The organism is Pantoea sp. App145 (genome assembly GCF_047947045.1).
GTDB lineage: Bacteria > Pseudomonadota > Gammaproteobacteria > Enterobacterales > Enterobacteriaceae > Pantoea.
In genome coordinates this window covers 95,825-109,378 of record NZ_CP133290.1, presented here as the reverse complement: position 1 = coordinate 109,378, position 13,554 = coordinate 95,825, and the positions used below count along the sequence as shown (strand labels likewise).

15 protein-coding genes and 1 other annotated feature are annotated in these 13,554 nt (G+C 54.6%); of the genes, 12 read left to right on the top strand and 3 right to left on the bottom strand.

Annotation, left to right across the window (positions count from 1 at the left end; all coding sequences use genetic code 11):
• Positions 1-10: 10 nt before the first annotated feature.
• The gene (locus tag RCF31_RS00445) at positions 11-838 is read right to left on the bottom strand and encodes an SDR family oxidoreductase (RefSeq protein ID WP_416412113.1); all 828 of its coding nucleotides are present in this window, start codon (positions 836-838) and stop codon (positions 11-13) included.
• Between the two features lie 181 nt (positions 839-1,019).
• Between RCF31_RS00445 and hisL the strand changes: the two genes are divergently transcribed.
• The 10 genes from hisL to RCF31_RS00395 all read left to right on the top strand — a co-directional run bounded on the left by hisL (position 1,020) and on the right by RCF31_RS00395 (position 8,823).
• Positions 1,020-1,067, top strand: a complete 48-nt coding sequence (gene hisL / locus RCF31_RS00440; RefSeq protein WP_100396937.1) for a his operon leader peptide — start codon at positions 1,020-1,022, stop codon at positions 1,065-1,067.
• Positions 1,043-1,164: a sequence feature (His leader region), on the top strand. (Overlaps the previous gene by 25 nt.)
• A gap of 54 nt (positions 1,165-1,218) precedes the next feature.
• Positions 1,219-2,118 carry an ATP phosphoribosyltransferase gene (hisG, locus tag RCF31_RS00435; RefSeq protein ID WP_084875970.1) on the top strand — a complete coding sequence of 300 codons (900 nt, stop codon included), beginning with the start codon at positions 1,219-1,221 and terminating at the stop codon, positions 2,116-2,118.
• Positions 2,119-2,122: 4 nt separating this feature from the next.
• Positions 2,123-3,430: a histidinol dehydrogenase gene (gene hisD / locus RCF31_RS00430; RefSeq protein ID WP_416412112.1), complete on the top strand. Its 1,308-nt coding sequence runs from the start codon at positions 2,123-2,125 to the stop codon at positions 3,428-3,430.
• Positions 3,427-4,503 (top strand): histidinol-phosphate transaminase, encoded by a 1,077-nt coding sequence (hisC, locus tag RCF31_RS00425; RefSeq protein WP_416412111.1) that lies wholly within the window; start codon positions 3,427-3,429, stop codon positions 4,501-4,503. The genes hisD and hisC overlap by 4 nt, the downstream gene beginning before the upstream one ends.
• The gene (gene hisB / locus RCF31_RS00420) at positions 4,500-5,567 is read left to right on the top strand and encodes a bifunctional histidinol-phosphatase/imidazoleglycerol-phosphate dehydratase HisB (protein ID WP_084875973.1); all 1,068 of its coding nucleotides are present in this window, start codon (positions 4,500-4,502) and stop codon (positions 5,565-5,567) included. Before hisC ends, hisB begins: the two co-directional genes overlap by 4 nt.
• On the top strand, positions 5,567-6,157 hold the full coding sequence (gene hisH / locus RCF31_RS00415) for an imidazole glycerol phosphate synthase subunit HisH (RefSeq protein WP_416412110.1): 591 nt from the start codon (positions 5,567-5,569) through the stop codon (positions 6,155-6,157). The genes hisB and hisH overlap by 1 nt, the downstream gene beginning before the upstream one ends.
• Positions 6,157-6,894 carry a 1-(5-phosphoribosyl)-5-[(5-phosphoribosylamino)methylideneamino]imidazole-4-carboxamide isomerase gene (gene hisA / locus RCF31_RS00410; protein WP_208715761.1) on the top strand — a complete coding sequence of 246 codons (738 nt, stop codon included), beginning with the start codon at positions 6,157-6,159 and terminating at the stop codon, positions 6,892-6,894. The genes hisH and hisA overlap by 1 nt, the downstream gene beginning before the upstream one ends.
• Positions 6,876-7,652 (top strand): imidazole glycerol phosphate synthase subunit HisF, encoded by a 777-nt coding sequence (gene hisF / locus RCF31_RS00405; RefSeq protein ID WP_208715762.1) that lies wholly within the window; start codon positions 6,876-6,878, stop codon positions 7,650-7,652. Before hisA ends, hisF begins: the two co-directional genes overlap by 19 nt.
• Positions 7,646-8,257, top strand: coding sequence for a bifunctional phosphoribosyl-AMP cyclohydrolase/phosphoribosyl-ATP diphosphatase HisIE (gene hisIE / locus RCF31_RS00400; protein WP_416412109.1), 612 nt, complete (start codon positions 7,646-7,648; stop codon positions 8,255-8,257). Before hisF ends, hisIE begins: the two co-directional genes overlap by 7 nt.
• Positions 8,258-8,346: 89 nt before the next feature.
• The gene (locus RCF31_RS00395; RefSeq protein ID WP_084875980.1) at positions 8,347-8,823 is read left to right on the top strand and encodes a YbaK/EbsC family protein; all 477 of its coding nucleotides are present in this window, start codon (positions 8,347-8,349) and stop codon (positions 8,821-8,823) included.
• Between the two features lie 19 nt (positions 8,824-8,842).
• On the opposite strand, the gene RCF31_RS00390 is transcribed toward RCF31_RS00395, so the two are convergent.
• Both RCF31_RS00390 and RCF31_RS00385 read right to left on the bottom strand, forming a co-directional pair.
• The gene (locus tag RCF31_RS00390; protein ID WP_416412108.1) at positions 8,843-10,108 is read right to left on the bottom strand and encodes an O-antigen ligase family protein; all 1,266 of its coding nucleotides are present in this window, start codon (positions 10,106-10,108) and stop codon (positions 8,843-8,845) included.
• Positions 10,101-11,192 carry a glycosyltransferase gene (locus RCF31_RS00385; protein WP_416412107.1) on the bottom strand — a complete coding sequence of 364 codons (1,092 nt, stop codon included), beginning with the start codon at positions 11,190-11,192 and terminating at the stop codon, positions 10,101-10,103. The genes RCF31_RS00390 and RCF31_RS00385 overlap by 8 nt, the downstream gene beginning before the upstream one ends.
• A gap of 317 nt (positions 11,193-11,509) precedes the next feature.
• Here RCF31_RS00385 and RCF31_RS00380 point away from each other — a divergent pair, with 317 nt between their 5' ends.
• Positions 11,510-12,307, top strand: coding sequence for an ABC transporter substrate-binding protein (locus RCF31_RS00380; RefSeq protein WP_313683152.1), 798 nt, complete (start codon positions 11,510-11,512; stop codon positions 12,305-12,307).
• Between the two features lie 119 nt (positions 12,308-12,426).
• Positions 12,427-13,542 (top strand): succinylglutamate desuccinylase/aspartoacylase family protein, encoded by a 1,116-nt coding sequence (locus tag RCF31_RS00375; RefSeq protein ID WP_299445625.1) that lies wholly within the window; start codon positions 12,427-12,429, stop codon positions 13,540-13,542.
• Positions 13,543-13,554: the final 12 nt, after the last annotated feature.

Genomic DNA, 13,554 nt, shown 5'->3' with positions numbered 1-13,554 from the left:
ATAAAGTGACTTAACCCAAAGGCATCGTCATGGGGTCACTCCAGCTATATTCGAAACCCAGCTCATCGCAAATCGCCCTGCCGTCGATGTTTTTTCCGACATTCCCCTGGGTCTCGGCCACAAATGTCGGCGGTGTCAGTCCAAGCTGACGTGCCACTGTGGGGTAAAACTCACTGCGTGTCGGATGTTTTGGCGCGCACAGGTTATAAACGCGCCCGCCTTTCGGCGTCTGCAACAGCAAGACGATGGCTTCCACTACATCATCCAGATGCACCAGATTCACCACATGTGAACCGTCACTTAAATCAGTTTTCCCGGCAAGGAAGCGTCCGGGGTGACGATTTGGCCCCACCAGCCCGGCGAGGCGCACGATATCCACGCTGGTGCCCGGCAAATCATGCAGCCAGTTCTCCAGCGCCACCAGCGTTTTACCGGCCACGGTTTCTGGCCGTAACGGGCTGCGTTCTTTCATCACCCCAGGACCGGGACCATACACCGATGTCGAACTGGTGAAGATAATCCGCGGGACTTTGTAAGCCAGTGCCGTGTCCACCACGTTTTGCACCGCCTGCATATAGTCTTCACCGCCCTGCACCGTACGGCTGGCGGGTAAGGTCACGACCAATGCATCCACCGACAGAAGCGTATTCAGATCGTCGGCTTCACACTCCAGTTCCGGCGTCAACACCAGCTGACACGCCTCAATACCGCAGCGGCGTGCCGCATCTACCCCATCCGGCGAGGTTTTGCTGCCCGTCACCTGCCAGCCGCGTGCCGTTAACGCCATCGCCAGCGGCATGCCCAGCCATCCCAGCCCTACAATCGCGACCTTTTTCATATCGACTCCTGGCTTCGCTGCTCAAAGACATTTCATCTTAGTGCTGTCGTCTGTGTCAGACCAGCGCTAACTGTTTCGGGGAATTCCGGAAACTGACGTTAAAAAATTCTTGCCAGCCGGCGTTATCTTCGTTAGGTTAATCAGCACGCAAATGAATACCCATTCAGCAACGGAATTTTTTATGACACGCGTTCAGTTCAACCACCATCATCACCATCATCCTGACTAGTCTTTCAGGCGATGTGTGCTGGAAGACGTTTAGGATCTTCCAGTGGTGTGAGCGCAAAGAGAGCCCCCGGAAGATCATCTTCCGGGGGTTTTTTTATGGGCTGACGCGACCCAACTGAGTTCAGACAGGATTGAATAAGAGGACAGGAACCATGTTAGATAACACCCGTTTACGCATAGCTATGCAGAAATCAGGCCGTTTAAGTGATGAATCACGCGAACTGCTGGCACGCTGCGGCATCAAAATTAACCTTCAGCAGCAGCGTTTGATTGCGTTTGCGGAGAACATGGCCATCGACATTCTGCGTGTGCGCGATGACGATATCCCGGGCCTGGTGATGGATGGTGTGGTGGATCTCGGTATCGTGGGCGAAAACGTGCTGGAAGAAGAGTTGCTGACGCGCCGCGCCCAGGGAGAAGACCCGCGTTACTTTACTCTGCGCCGCCTCGATTTCGGTGGCTGCCGCCTGTCGCTGGCGATGCCGGTTGATGCCGAGTACACCGGTCCGCAATGCCTCGATAAGTCGCGTATCGCGACCTCCTACCCTCACCTGCTGAAAAAGTACCTCGATAAACAAGGCGTCGCGTTCAAATCCTGTCTGCTGAATGGCTCTGTCGAAGTGGCACCGCGTGCCGGTCTGGCTGATGCGATCTGTGACCTGGTGTCTACCGGTGCCACGCTGGAAGCAAATGGCCTGCGCGAAGTTGAAGTGATTTATCGTTCCAAAGCGGTGCTGATTCAGCGCGATGGCGAACTGAGTGGAGCCAAGCAGGAGCTGGTCGATAAACTGATGACGCGTATTCAGGGTGTGATCAAAGCACGCGAATCTAAGTACATCATGCTGCACGCGCCAAGTGAGCGTCTGGAAGAAGTGATTGCCCTGCTGCCGGGCGCAGAACGTCCTACCGTGCTGCCGCTGGCTGGTGAAGTGAGCCGTGTGGCGATGCACATGGTGAGCAGCGAAACGCTGTTCTGGGAAACCATGGAAAAACTGAAATCCCTGGGTGCCAGCTCAATTCTGGTGCTGCCAATTGAAAAAATGCTGGAGTGACCGAATGAGCACCCTGATGACCCCCATTGAATGGCAGCAATGCAGCAGTGAACAGCAACAGGCGCTGTTGATGCGTCCGGCGATTTCCGCCTCCGATAGCATCAGCCAGGTCGTACGTGATGTGCTGGCGCAGGTAAGGGAAAACGGTGATGACGCATTGCGTGAATTCAGCGCGCGCTTCGATAAAACGCAGGTGGAGAACCTGCGTGTCACCGCAGAACAAATGCAGGCAGCCAGCGCGCGTCTCAGCGACACCCTGAAGCAGGCAATGGCCGTAGCAGTGGGCAATATCGAAACCTTTCACAACGCGCAGCAGTTGCCAGCAGTTGATGTGGAAACGCAACCCGGCGTGCGCTGTCAGCAAATCACGCGCCCGGTGCAATCGGTTGGCCTGTATATTCCAGGCGGTTCCGCACCGTTGTTCTCCACGGTATTAATGCTGGCAACCCCGGCGCGCATCGCCGGTTGTGGCCGCGTGGTGTTGTGTTCTCCACCGCCGATTGCCGATGAAATCCTGTATGCCGCGCAGCTGTGTGGCGTGAAAGAAGTGTTCCAGGTCGGCGGCGCACAAGCCATCGCCGCCCTCGCGTTCGGTACCGCCACCGTGCCGAAAGTGGACAAAATTTTTGGTCCTGGCAACGCATATGTTACCGAAGCCAAACGCCAGGTGAGCCAGCGTCTCGATGGCGCTGCCATTGATATGCCTGCCGGTCCGTCTGAGGTGCTGGTGATTGCCGATGCGGGCGCAACCCCGGCATTTGTCGCTTCCGATTTGTTGTCTCAGGCAGAACACGGCCCGGATTCCCAGGTCATTCTGCTGACGCCCTCGCTGGAACTGGCCAATGGTGTTGCTGCTGCGGTGGAAGAACAACTGGCACGCTTACCTCGTGCGGTCACGGCGCGCCAGGCACTGGCGAGCAGCCGCCTGATTGTGGCTCGCGACCTGGCACAGTGTATTGAAATCTCCAACCAGTACGGCCCGGAGCACCTGATTATTCAGACCCGCACTCCACGCGACCTGGTGGATAGTATCACCAGCGCGGGTTCGGTGTTCCTTGGTGACTGGTCGCCGGAATCAGCAGGCGACTATGCCTCTGGTACTAACCATGTGCTGCCGACCTATGGCTACACCGCCACCTGCTCCAGCCTTGGGCTGGCCGATTTCCAGAAGCGTATGACGGTGCAGGAACTGACACCGCAGGGCTTCCTTGGTCTGGCAGCCACCATCGAAACCCTGGCCGCCGCTGAGCAGCTGGAAGCCCACAAAAATGCCGTTACCCTGCGAGTTGCAGCCCTGAAGGAGCAAGCATGAGCCTGAATGTTGAAGATCTGGCCCGCGCCAATGTGCGCGCGCTGACGCCGTATCAATCAGCCCGTCGTCTGGGTGGCAATGGTGATGTGTGGCTGAATGCCAATGAATTTCCGCTGCCGGTGCCTTTCGAGCTCTCGCAGCAAACGCTGAACCGTTACCCGGAATGCCAGCCAAAGCTGGTTATCGGGCGCTATGCCGCGTATGCCGGTGTGACGCCGGAGCAGGTGCTGGTCAGCCGTGGCGCGGATGAAGGCATTGAACTGGTGATGCGCGCTTTCTGTGAACCGGGTAAAGACGCGATTCTGTTCTGCCCGCCGACCTATGGCATGTATAGCGTCAGCGCGGAAACCATCGGTATCGAATATCGTACTGTTGCGGCGCTGGATAACTGGCAGCTGAATCTGCCAGCGATTGCTGATCAGCTGGACGGGGTGAAAGTGGTGTATATGTGCAGCCCGAATAACCCCACCGGCAACCTGATCAATCCGGACGATATTCGCGCCCTGCTGGATATGACGGCCGGAAAAGCGCTGGTGGTTGCCGATGAAGCCTATATTGAATTCTGCCCACAGGCGACGCTGGCTGGCTGGCTGAAAGATTACCCGCACCTGGTGATCCTGCGCACCCTGTCTAAAGCCTTTGCGCTGGCTGGTCTGCGCTGCGGCTTTACCCTGGCGAACAAGCCGGTGATTGATCTGCTGCTGAAAGTGATTGCCCCCTACCCGCTCGCCACCCCGGTGGCCGACGTGGCCGCCCAGGCACTGAGCGACCAGGGGCTGGCACTGATGCGTGAACACGCACTGCAACTGAATGACAACCGCAGCTGGCTGCTGGAACAGCTGCCACAGATTGCCTGCGTCGAAGCGGTGTTTCCGAGCGAAACCAACTACATTCTGGCGCGCTTTACCGATTCTCCGAAAGTGTTTAAAGCCCTGTGGGATGAAGGCATTATCCTGCGTGACCAAAACAAAAACCCAGGCCTGGCGGGATGTCTGCGCATCTCCATTGGCACCCGTGAAGAATGCGAGCGTCTGATCGCCGCACTGCAAGCCTTACCCGTGGAGCAAGCATGAGCCAGAAGACCCTTTTTATCGACCGCGACGGCACCATCATCTCTGAACCCCCGGTGGATTTTCAGGTGGACCGCATGGAAAAACTGGCTTTTGAGCCGAACGTGATTCCTGCCCTGCTGGCGCTGCAAAGCGCTGGTTACCAGCTGGTGATGATCACCAATCAGGATGGCCTGGGTACCGAGAGCTTCCCGCAGGCCGATTTTGACGGGCCGCATAATCTGATGATGCAAATCCTGACATCGCAGGGAATCCGCTTTAGCGACATTCTGATTTGCCCGCACAAGCCGGAAGATAACTGCGACTGCCGCAAACCGAAAACCAAGATGGTGGAAGCCTGGCTGGCAGAGGGGGCCCTCGATATCGCCAACAGCTATGTGATCGGCGATCGCCACACCGACATTCAGCTGGCGCAGAATATGGGTATCCAGGGTTTGCGCTACGGAGCCGAAGGCGAAGACTGGAATGCTATCCAGCAGCGTCTGACCAAACGTGACCGCTACGCGCTGGTGAATCGCAACACCAAAGAAACGCAGATTAAAGTTGAAGTTTGGCTGGATCGCGAAGGTGGCAGCAAAATCAACACCGGTGTCGGCTTCTTTGACCACATGCTCGACCAGATTGCGGTGCACGGTGGCTTCCGTATGAATATCGATGTCAAAGGCGATTTGTATATCGACGATCACCACACGGTGGAAGATACCGGCCTGGCGCTGGGCGAAGCCTTGCTGAAGGCGCTGGGTGACAAACGCGGCATTGGCCGTTTCGGCTTTGTCCTGCCGATGGATGAATGCCTCGCGCGTTGTGCTCTGGACATCTCAGGCCGCCCGCACCTCGAATATAAAGCCGAATTCAGCTATCAGCGCGTGGGCGATCTCAGCACTGAGATGGTCGAACACTTCTTCGGTTCGCTCTCCTACGCCATGATGAGCACGCTGCACCTGAAAACCAAAGGCCGCAACGATCACCACCGTGTGGAAAGTCTGTTTAAAGCCTTTGGCCGCACGCTGCGCCAGGCGATCCGCGTGGACGGTAACACCCTGCCGAGCTCGAAAGGAGTGCTGTGATGAACGTGGTGATTCTCGACACCGGCTGCGCCAACCTGTCGTCGGTAAAGTGGGCAGTTGAACGCCTCGGCTATACCCCGGAAGTCAGCCGTGACCCTGACGTGGTACTGCGTGCCGATAAACTCTTTCTGCCTGGCGTTGGCACCGCGCAGGCGGCAATGAACCAGCTGGAAGAACGCGATCTCATCGAGCTGATTAAAGCCTGTACCCAGCCGGTACTGGGCATTTGCCTCGGTATGCAGCTGCTGGGACGCGGCAGCGATGAGAATGGCGGCATCACCACACTTGGCATTCTCGATCAGCCCGTGTCCCTGATGGATACCAAAGGCTTACCGCTGCCACATATGGGCTGGAACCAGATCACCTCGCAGGCCGGGAATCACCTGTTCCGCGGCATCGATGATGGTAGCTATTTCTATTTTGTGCACAGCTACGCCATGCCGGTAAATGCTAATACCATCGCCCAGTGCGAATATGGCCAGCCATTCACCGCGGCATTGCAGAAAGATAACTTCTTTGGTGTGCAGTTCCACCCAGAGCGTTCCGGCAAAGCAGGCGCACAGCTGCTGAAAAATTTCCTGGAGATGTGATGATTATTCCGGCTTTAGATTTAATCGACGGCAAAGTGGTGCGCCTGCATCAGGGGGACTACGGGCAGCAACGTGATTACGGTAGCGACCCGTTGCCACGCCTGCAGGACTACGAGCGTCAGGGCGCGCAGGTGCTCCACCTGGTGGATTTGACCGGCGCGAAAGACCCAGCCAAACGCCAGATCCCGCTGTTGCAAACTCTGCTGCGTGGCGTGAGCGTGCCGGTGCAGGTCGGTGGCGGTATCCGCAACCGTGAAGATGTTGCAGCGCTGCTTGCGGCGGGTGCCAGCCGTGTGGTGGTGGGTTCCACCGCGGTGAAGCAACCGGAAGAGGTAAAAAGTTGGTTCCGCGAATTTGGTGCCGATGCCATTGTGCTGGCGCTGGATGTGCGTATCGATGCCGATAATCGCAAAGAAGTGGCGATCAGCGGCTGGCAGGAAGCGGCTGGCGTCACACTGGAAGAAGTGATTGGCTGGTTCCAGCCGGTGGGGCTGAAACACGTACTGTGCACCGATATTTCGCGCGATGGCACTCTGAGCGGCTCCAATGTCGCCCTGTATCAGGAAGTGTCTGCGGCATTCCCGGACATCGCATTTCAGTCTTCCGGCGGTATCGGTTCGCTGGATGATATCGCTGCGCTGCGCGGCAGCGGTGCACAAGGCGTGATCGTCGGTCGTGCACTGCTGGAAGATAAATTTACGGTTTCGGAGGCTATTGCATGCTGGCAAAACGGATAATTCCCTGTCTTGATGTGCGTGATGGACAGGTGGTGAAAGGGGTTCAGTTCCGTAACCATGAAATCATCGGCGACATCGTACCGCTGGCGCAACGTTATGCGCAGGAAGGTGCTGATGAGCTGGTGTTCTACGATATCACCGCCTCTTCGGACGGACGCGTGGTGGACAAAAGCTGGGTGTCACGCGTGGCGGAAGTGATTGATATTCCGTTCTGCGTGGCTGGAGGGATCAAAAGTGCCGAAGATGCCGCGCGCATTTTGCAGTTTGGTGCCGATAAAATCTCCATCAACTCACCGGCGCTGGCCGACCCTTCACTGATTACCCGTCTGGCCGATCGCTTTGGCGTACAGTGTATTGTGGTCGGCATTGACACCTGGTTCGACGAGGCTACCGGCAAATATCACGTCAATCAGTATACTGGCGATGAGTCCCGTACCCGTGTGACCCAGTGGGAAACGCTGGACTGGGTGCAGGAAGTGCAGAAGCTGGGTGCTGGCGAAATCGTCCTGAATATGATGAACCAGGACGGCGTGCGTAACGGTTACGATTTGGTACAGCTGAAGAAAGTGCGGGATGTCTGTAAGGTGCCGTTGATTGCTTCCGGTGGCGCAGGCACCATGGCACACTTCCTCGAAGCCTTTGAACAGGCCAATGTCGATGGCGCGCTGGCGGCTTCGGTGTTTCATAAACAGATTATTAATATTGGTGAGCTGAAAAGCTTCCTGATTGACAACGGTGTGGAGATTCGCGCGTGTTAACTGCAGAACAACTGGCCAACCTGGATTGGGTCAAAACCGCGGGCATGATGCCTGCTATCGTCCAGCATACCGTCTCTGGCGAAGTGCTGATGCACGGTTATATGAATGAGGAAGCATTGCAGAAAACCCTCACGGACGGCAATGTCACCTTTTTCTCGCGCACCAAAAACCGTCTGTGGACCAAAGGCGAAACCTCGGGCCATTTCCTGAAAGTGGTCAGCATTACGCCGGACTGCGACAACGACACCTTACTGGTACTGGTCAACCCGATTGGCCCCACCTGCCATCTCGGCACATCGAGCTGCTTCTCCCCGGCAGCACCAGACTGGACTTTCCTGTATCAGCTGGAGCAACTGCTGGCCGAGCGTAAAAGCGCCGATCCGGCCAGTTCGTATACTGCGAAGCTGTATGCCAGCGGAACCAAGCGCATCGCACAGAAAGTGGGTGAAGAAGGCGTTGAAACCGCCCTCGCCGCCACCGTTAACGATCGCTTTGAACTGACCAATGAAGCGTCAGATTTGATCTACCATCTGCTGGTATTGTTGCAGGATCAGGACCTTGATCTGAGCGCCATCATCAATAACCTGCGTGCACGCCATAAATAACCGATTGTGCACTATGCTGCTCAAAATCGTCACTGTTGGCGAATTTTGAGCAGTATGCTTCTCAATATTCCCTTTAAGGACGCTGTACCATGACCACCCATGAAAAATTGCTGGCCCTGCTCGATCAACACCATGCGCGTTATAACGTGATGACGCATGAAGCCACCGGCAAATGTGAGGCTGTGGCGGCGATTCGCGGAACAGAAGTCGGCCAGGGCGCGAAAGCGCTGGTGTGTCATGTGAAAGGTAACGGCATCAAACAGCATGTCCTGGCGGTGCTGCCCGCCGATCAACAGGCGGATTTAAGCAAAGTGGCAGAAGCTGTAGGCGGACGACGCGCCTCACTCGCCAGCCCGGCCGAGGTCGATGCGCTAACGGGTTGCGTATTTGGTGCCATTCCCCCGTTCAGTTTCCATCCGGATTTGCTGCTGGTGGTTGATCCGCTGCTGTTCGAACGTTATGACGAGATCGCCTTCAATGCTGGCCTGCTGGAAAAATCCGTGGTGTTAAAAACCGCCGACTATCGTGCTATTTGCGGTGGGAATGTGGCGCGTTTAACGGCTTAAGTCGCACGCGCCACGGATATCAGAGGTGGTGAAGCTTTGGCCGTATGGCACACAATGCCAGGGCGCTGACAAACATCATCGATGTCGGTGAGTAGATCAGCACCGAGTCCGTCATTCCCATGATGAAAAGTGTCGCAACTGGCATGGATACCCCCATCAAGGCACTGCGTTTAAACCACACCCATAGAGCAACCGCGTAGAAAAAGACCAGCGCCGCCAGTCCGGCAATGCCCTGCAAAGTGGCAATTTCAAGAAATTCATTGTGCATGTTGTACTGCACGTTCTTGTAACCTTCGGTATTGCCGGGATGAACACGCGCAATAAAGGCTCTGGCTGTCACGGTACGCTCATCAGGAGATGAATAACCCAGATGCTGCGGCAGGAAATGCAGACCGCTGTCCCAGATAGCAACGCGCGCACCGAGCGACGTCGAGCTATCGGAATCGTAGTTCTCAAGATTATTGATGCCCTGGAGCCAGCGCTCACCCGTCAGTGCCGCCAGTGCAACCACAATAACTAACGCGATTAAGCGATTCCGTTTTGGCTGCAATATCTTTAATAAGCCGTAAAACCGGCTGATCTGGCACAACGTTATAAAGAAAAAGGCCAGTTGCGTGACCCGCGTTCCGGTGAGAAGCACCAGGCTCAGCGTGATAGCAATCAAAGCTATATCCAGTATCTGCCACCTGAGGCCCGCCTCTTTAACCGACAGCCACAGGTAAGTGCAATAAAGAAACATCACCATGTAGGAGGAGCTGGACGCCACATTTGCGGTAAGCCTGATACGATCGCCCGTTAGCAGATGCTCATGCACCCCCATCACCATCGCCACAGCGGCACCAACCCACAAAATCGCTTTACACCAGTTAATACTGACTTCAGCAATTTCCTTGTTATAGATGCTGAGCACTAAAACAATAAAAGCACCAAGTATCAACCGCTTACCACCAAGCTGATAGTTACTTATGGTGTTTATCGTGGTGAGAGTAAAATCACCATAGTGTTTATTGATATAGAACGCCCAGCTGATTTGGACCAAACCCAGGGCAAAAACCGCGATAAAAAGCAGCAAGGCGTACTTATTGAGCCTTTTACGATTGACCGGAGTGGCCAGGGTATAAACAACCAGAAACAGCGCCAGGTAGGAGGCAAAATAGAATATTTTTTGCGCATAGCCGTAAGTGGAAAGGCTGCTCGCCAGTGAACCGCATAATAAAAGTGCGATGAGCGTCACAATCATCGCAACCCATTTGGCAGGCGCGACGAAGGTAAGAGAGTTATTCAATGTGGGTGTCCTGAACAATGATACGTTCCAGTCTTTCCATGTAATTTGCCTCGTAAAATACCGCGAGGCTTTGTTTGATTTCCTGCGCATCGGGCAACGCCCTGCCATCCGCAATTCCCTGCAATATTTCAGCCAGTTGCCCAACCTGATTCACCGGATAAAGCAACCCATTGACGTCTGGGTAAATTATCTCCGATGGACCACTGATGCAATCGGAAGAGACGCAAAAAATGCCGCGCGCCATCGCCTCCAACAGTATCAGCGGAAAACCTTCATGATTCGAGGTCAGCACCAGGGTAGTCACTTCTTTAATATGCGTTTCAATATACTTCCAGGCGTTAGGTTGCCAGCCATGCCATTGCAGATTATCAGCAATCCCCAACTGCTGCGCATAGTCTTCACAACGCTCCCGATCGTAGCCATCGCCCACGATATCCAGGGTCCAGTTACCCTGTACCTGCTGCAATGCATCGAACAGATCTTTCAGCTGTTTCTGATCTTCAAAGTGCACCCGTCCAACATACAAAAAGCGCGTATGAGCAGGACGCGCGATCACCAATGGCACCGCTTTTACCGGGTTGAATACCACATGGATATTGTCAGGTTTAGCACCCAGCTCAATCAGCTGCGATTTGATTTCCGCGCTGATGGCCAGATGGGCATCAGCCATTAACAAATAATGGGGACGATAGCGATTTTTCGGCGGCAGGTGCATCCAGGAATACAGCGTCGCCTTACATCCTGAAAGATTCAGTGCTTTACGCGCCAGCATACAAGGGATGGTGTTGAGGGCAATAACCACGTCCGGTTTATGCTGACGAATAAAACGCGCCAGACGGAGAATATGTACAAATCGGGCAATTTTAGGATTACGGGTCACGCTGCTGCTCTGTCCCCAGACCAGCCCGTCTAACCAACTTTCTGAAGCGATTTCCAGCCGGGAGTCCAGCAGGAACAGGCCCGCACTGAACGCGTTATCACTATTGATTAAATTTATGACCTGCCGGGTGACGTTTTCCATTCCGCCATGACCATGCAGCGTTTCGCTTACGAAGAGAATTTTTTTATGGTTTGCGTCATGCATTTTTTATCTCATTGAAGTAGGTCACTAGCGCCGTAGCCCGAAATTCCGCGCATTTCTGACCGCTTTCTTCGCACTATCCCTGGTCATCACAATGAGCATAGATAAAGACTCACTGGAGAGGTGGCCTTTCTACCATTTTTGTACTACCCAGGCAACCTGCCTGACTCCAGGAATTAACTGGATTGATATATGTTAAATTCTGGCCGACACATTTTCTGCAAAATTATAACGATATTAAGGTCTTGCCTCATTTGATTTGCCGCGCACAGCAGAGTAATCTGCTGGGTTCCACATCACGACAAAAGAAGACCGATTTTATGGCAAGTACACGTTTTTCCGTCCGTTTGCGTCAGACGCTGGCGCTGGCAGTATTGGCAGGTTGCGCGTTTGGTGCTCAGGCAAAAATTGATCAGGTGCGTTTCGCCGTTGATCCGACCTACCCTCCTTTCGAATCTAAAACACCGCAGGGTAAACTGGTCGGTTTTGATATCGATCTGGGTAACGCTCTGTGTGAGCAAATGAAAACCAAATGTGTCTGGGTAGAAAGCGAATTCGACGGCATGATCCCAGCGCTGAAAGCACGCAAATTTGATGCCATTTTGTCTGATATGGGCGTGACTGAAGAACGCCTGAAACAGATCGATTTCACCATGCCGCTGTACGATACCAAAACACAGTTGATCGCGCGTAAAGGCTCTGGCCTACTGCCAACGGCTGAATCGCTGAAAGGCAAAACAGTGGGTGTAGAACAGGGTACCGTGCAGGAACGCTATGCACGTGCCAAATGGCAGCCCAATGGTGTAAACGTGGTGCCTTATGGCGATCAGGCTCAGGTTGAGAACGACCTGGTTTCTGGCCGTCTTGATGCGGTGTTTACCGATGCCGCACAGGCCGCCATCGGCTTCCTCAAACAACCGCAAGGCAAAGACTTTGAACTGGCTGGTCCAACGGTACAGGATCCCATCATCGGACCGGGAACGGCTATCGGCCTGCGTAAAGGTGATACCGAGCTGAAGACCGCGCTGGATGACGCCTTCAATGAAATCAAAAAGAACGGCACCTTCGACAAAATCCAGAAGAAATACTTCGCGACAGATATCTCCATTCAGCAGTAAACCCAGGGCGGCGTTTGCCGCCCTTCTTTTCAATCGCACTATAATAATTGCCATTCGGACAACTCTTGCCGGTGTGAGTCAGCCTGCACCGTGGCGAACAACAGGACATCATCAACGTCATGCAACAACAACATCATCCTCTGCTCAGCGCGTCGCTGGGAACACAGCGCGAAATCTATAGCTTCCACTTCAGTGGCGATGGACATAAACGTGTGTATATTCAGGCCGCACTACATGGTGATGAGCTACCCGGCATGGCGGTGGCATGGTATCTGAAGCAGAAGTTGCTGGCGCTGGAGTCTGCCGGACAACTCAAAGCCTCATTCACGCTGGTGCCCGTCGCCAATCCGTTGGCGCTGGGACAACACTGGCATGGTACACATCTGGGACGCTTTCATACCCTCTCAGGCCAGGATTTCAATCGCCGCTTCCCGGCACTGGGGGAAACACTGGTCGATGAACTGGCTGGAACGCTGACCCACAGCGAATATGAAAACAAGCGGCTGATTCGTGATGCTATCGACCGCCACTACCGCGACAAGATCGCCAAAACCGAGCTGGATGCACAACGTTTCACGCTGATGCGCATGGCCAGCCAGGCGGATTTAATGATCGACCTGCACTGTGACTGGGATGCTCTGCCACATTTGTACACCACACCTCACGCCTGGCCTGATATTGAGCCGCTGGCTCGCTGGCTAGGAAGTGAAGTCCAGCTTCTGGCGCAAATTTCCGGTGGTGAACCTTTTGATGAGGCCTGCTGCGAACCCTGGCAGACACTGGCCGAACGCTTTGGTGATGAATATCCCATGCCGCGTGGCTTGCTGCCGGTGACGCTGGAACTTCGTGGTGTAGTGGATGTTGCCGCCGATCAGGCGGAGAAAGATGCCGACGCCATTATCAATGCGTTGATTGAGAGTGATTATATTGCCGGAGAGGTGAAAGCATCCCCTGCCCTGATTAACCCCGCGACACCATTAGCCGGGTGTGAGTATATTTTTGCCCCGCATTCAGGCCTGATTCTTAATCGCTGTGCGCTCGGTGAAAAGATAAAAGCGGGTGAAGTGGTGGCAGAGATTGTTGATCCAATTACTGATCAGGTCACACCGTTGGTGGCGGAATTTGGTGGTGTGCTGTATGCACGTCATCTGATGAAGTTCGCGACAGCGGGCATGCTGGTGGTAAGACTTGCGGGGGAAAGTGCGGGTCGGGAAGGGGATTTGCTGGTGGGTTAAAAAATAAGGCTT

What these genes read in the sequence shown, in the direction of transcription:
- RCF31_RS00375 (WP_299445625.1), top strand. Translation starts at nt 12,427, where the DNA reads ATGCAACAACAACATCATCCTCTGCTCAGCGCGTCGCTGGGAACACAG.
- hisB (WP_084875973.1), top strand. Translation starts at nt 4,500, where the DNA reads ATGAGCCAGAAGACCCTTTTTATCGACCGCGACGGCACCATCATCTCT.
- RCF31_RS00385 (WP_416412107.1), bottom strand. Translation starts at nt 11,192, where the DNA reads ATGCATGACGCAAACCATAAAAAAATTCTCTTCGTAAGCGAAACGCTG.
- RCF31_RS00395 (WP_084875980.1), top strand. Translation starts at nt 8,347, where the DNA reads ATGACCACCCATGAAAAATTGCTGGCCCTGCTCGATCAACACCATGCG.
- hisG (WP_084875970.1), top strand. Translation starts at nt 1,219, where the DNA reads ATGTTAGATAACACCCGTTTACGCATAGCTATGCAGAAATCAGGCCGT.
- RCF31_RS00445 (WP_416412113.1), bottom strand. Translation starts at nt 838, where the DNA reads ATGAAAAAGGTCGCGATTGTAGGGCTGGGATGGCTGGGCATGCCGCTG.
- hisF (WP_208715762.1), top strand. Translation starts at nt 6,876, where the DNA reads ATGCTGGCAAAACGGATAATTCCCTGTCTTGATGTGCGTGATGGACAG.
- hisH (WP_416412110.1), top strand. Translation starts at nt 5,567, where the DNA reads ATGAACGTGGTGATTCTCGACACCGGCTGCGCCAACCTGTCGTCGGTA.
- hisA (WP_208715761.1), top strand. Translation starts at nt 6,157, where the DNA reads ATGATTATTCCGGCTTTAGATTTAATCGACGGCAAAGTGGTGCGCCTG.
- hisD (WP_416412112.1), top strand. Translation starts at nt 2,123, where the DNA reads ATGAGCACCCTGATGACCCCCATTGAATGGCAGCAATGCAGCAGTGAA.
- RCF31_RS00380 (WP_313683152.1), top strand. Translation starts at nt 11,510, where the DNA reads ATGGCAAGTACACGTTTTTCCGTCCGTTTGCGTCAGACGCTGGCGCTG.
- hisC (WP_416412111.1), top strand. Translation starts at nt 3,427, where the DNA reads ATGAGCCTGAATGTTGAAGATCTGGCCCGCGCCAATGTGCGCGCGCTG.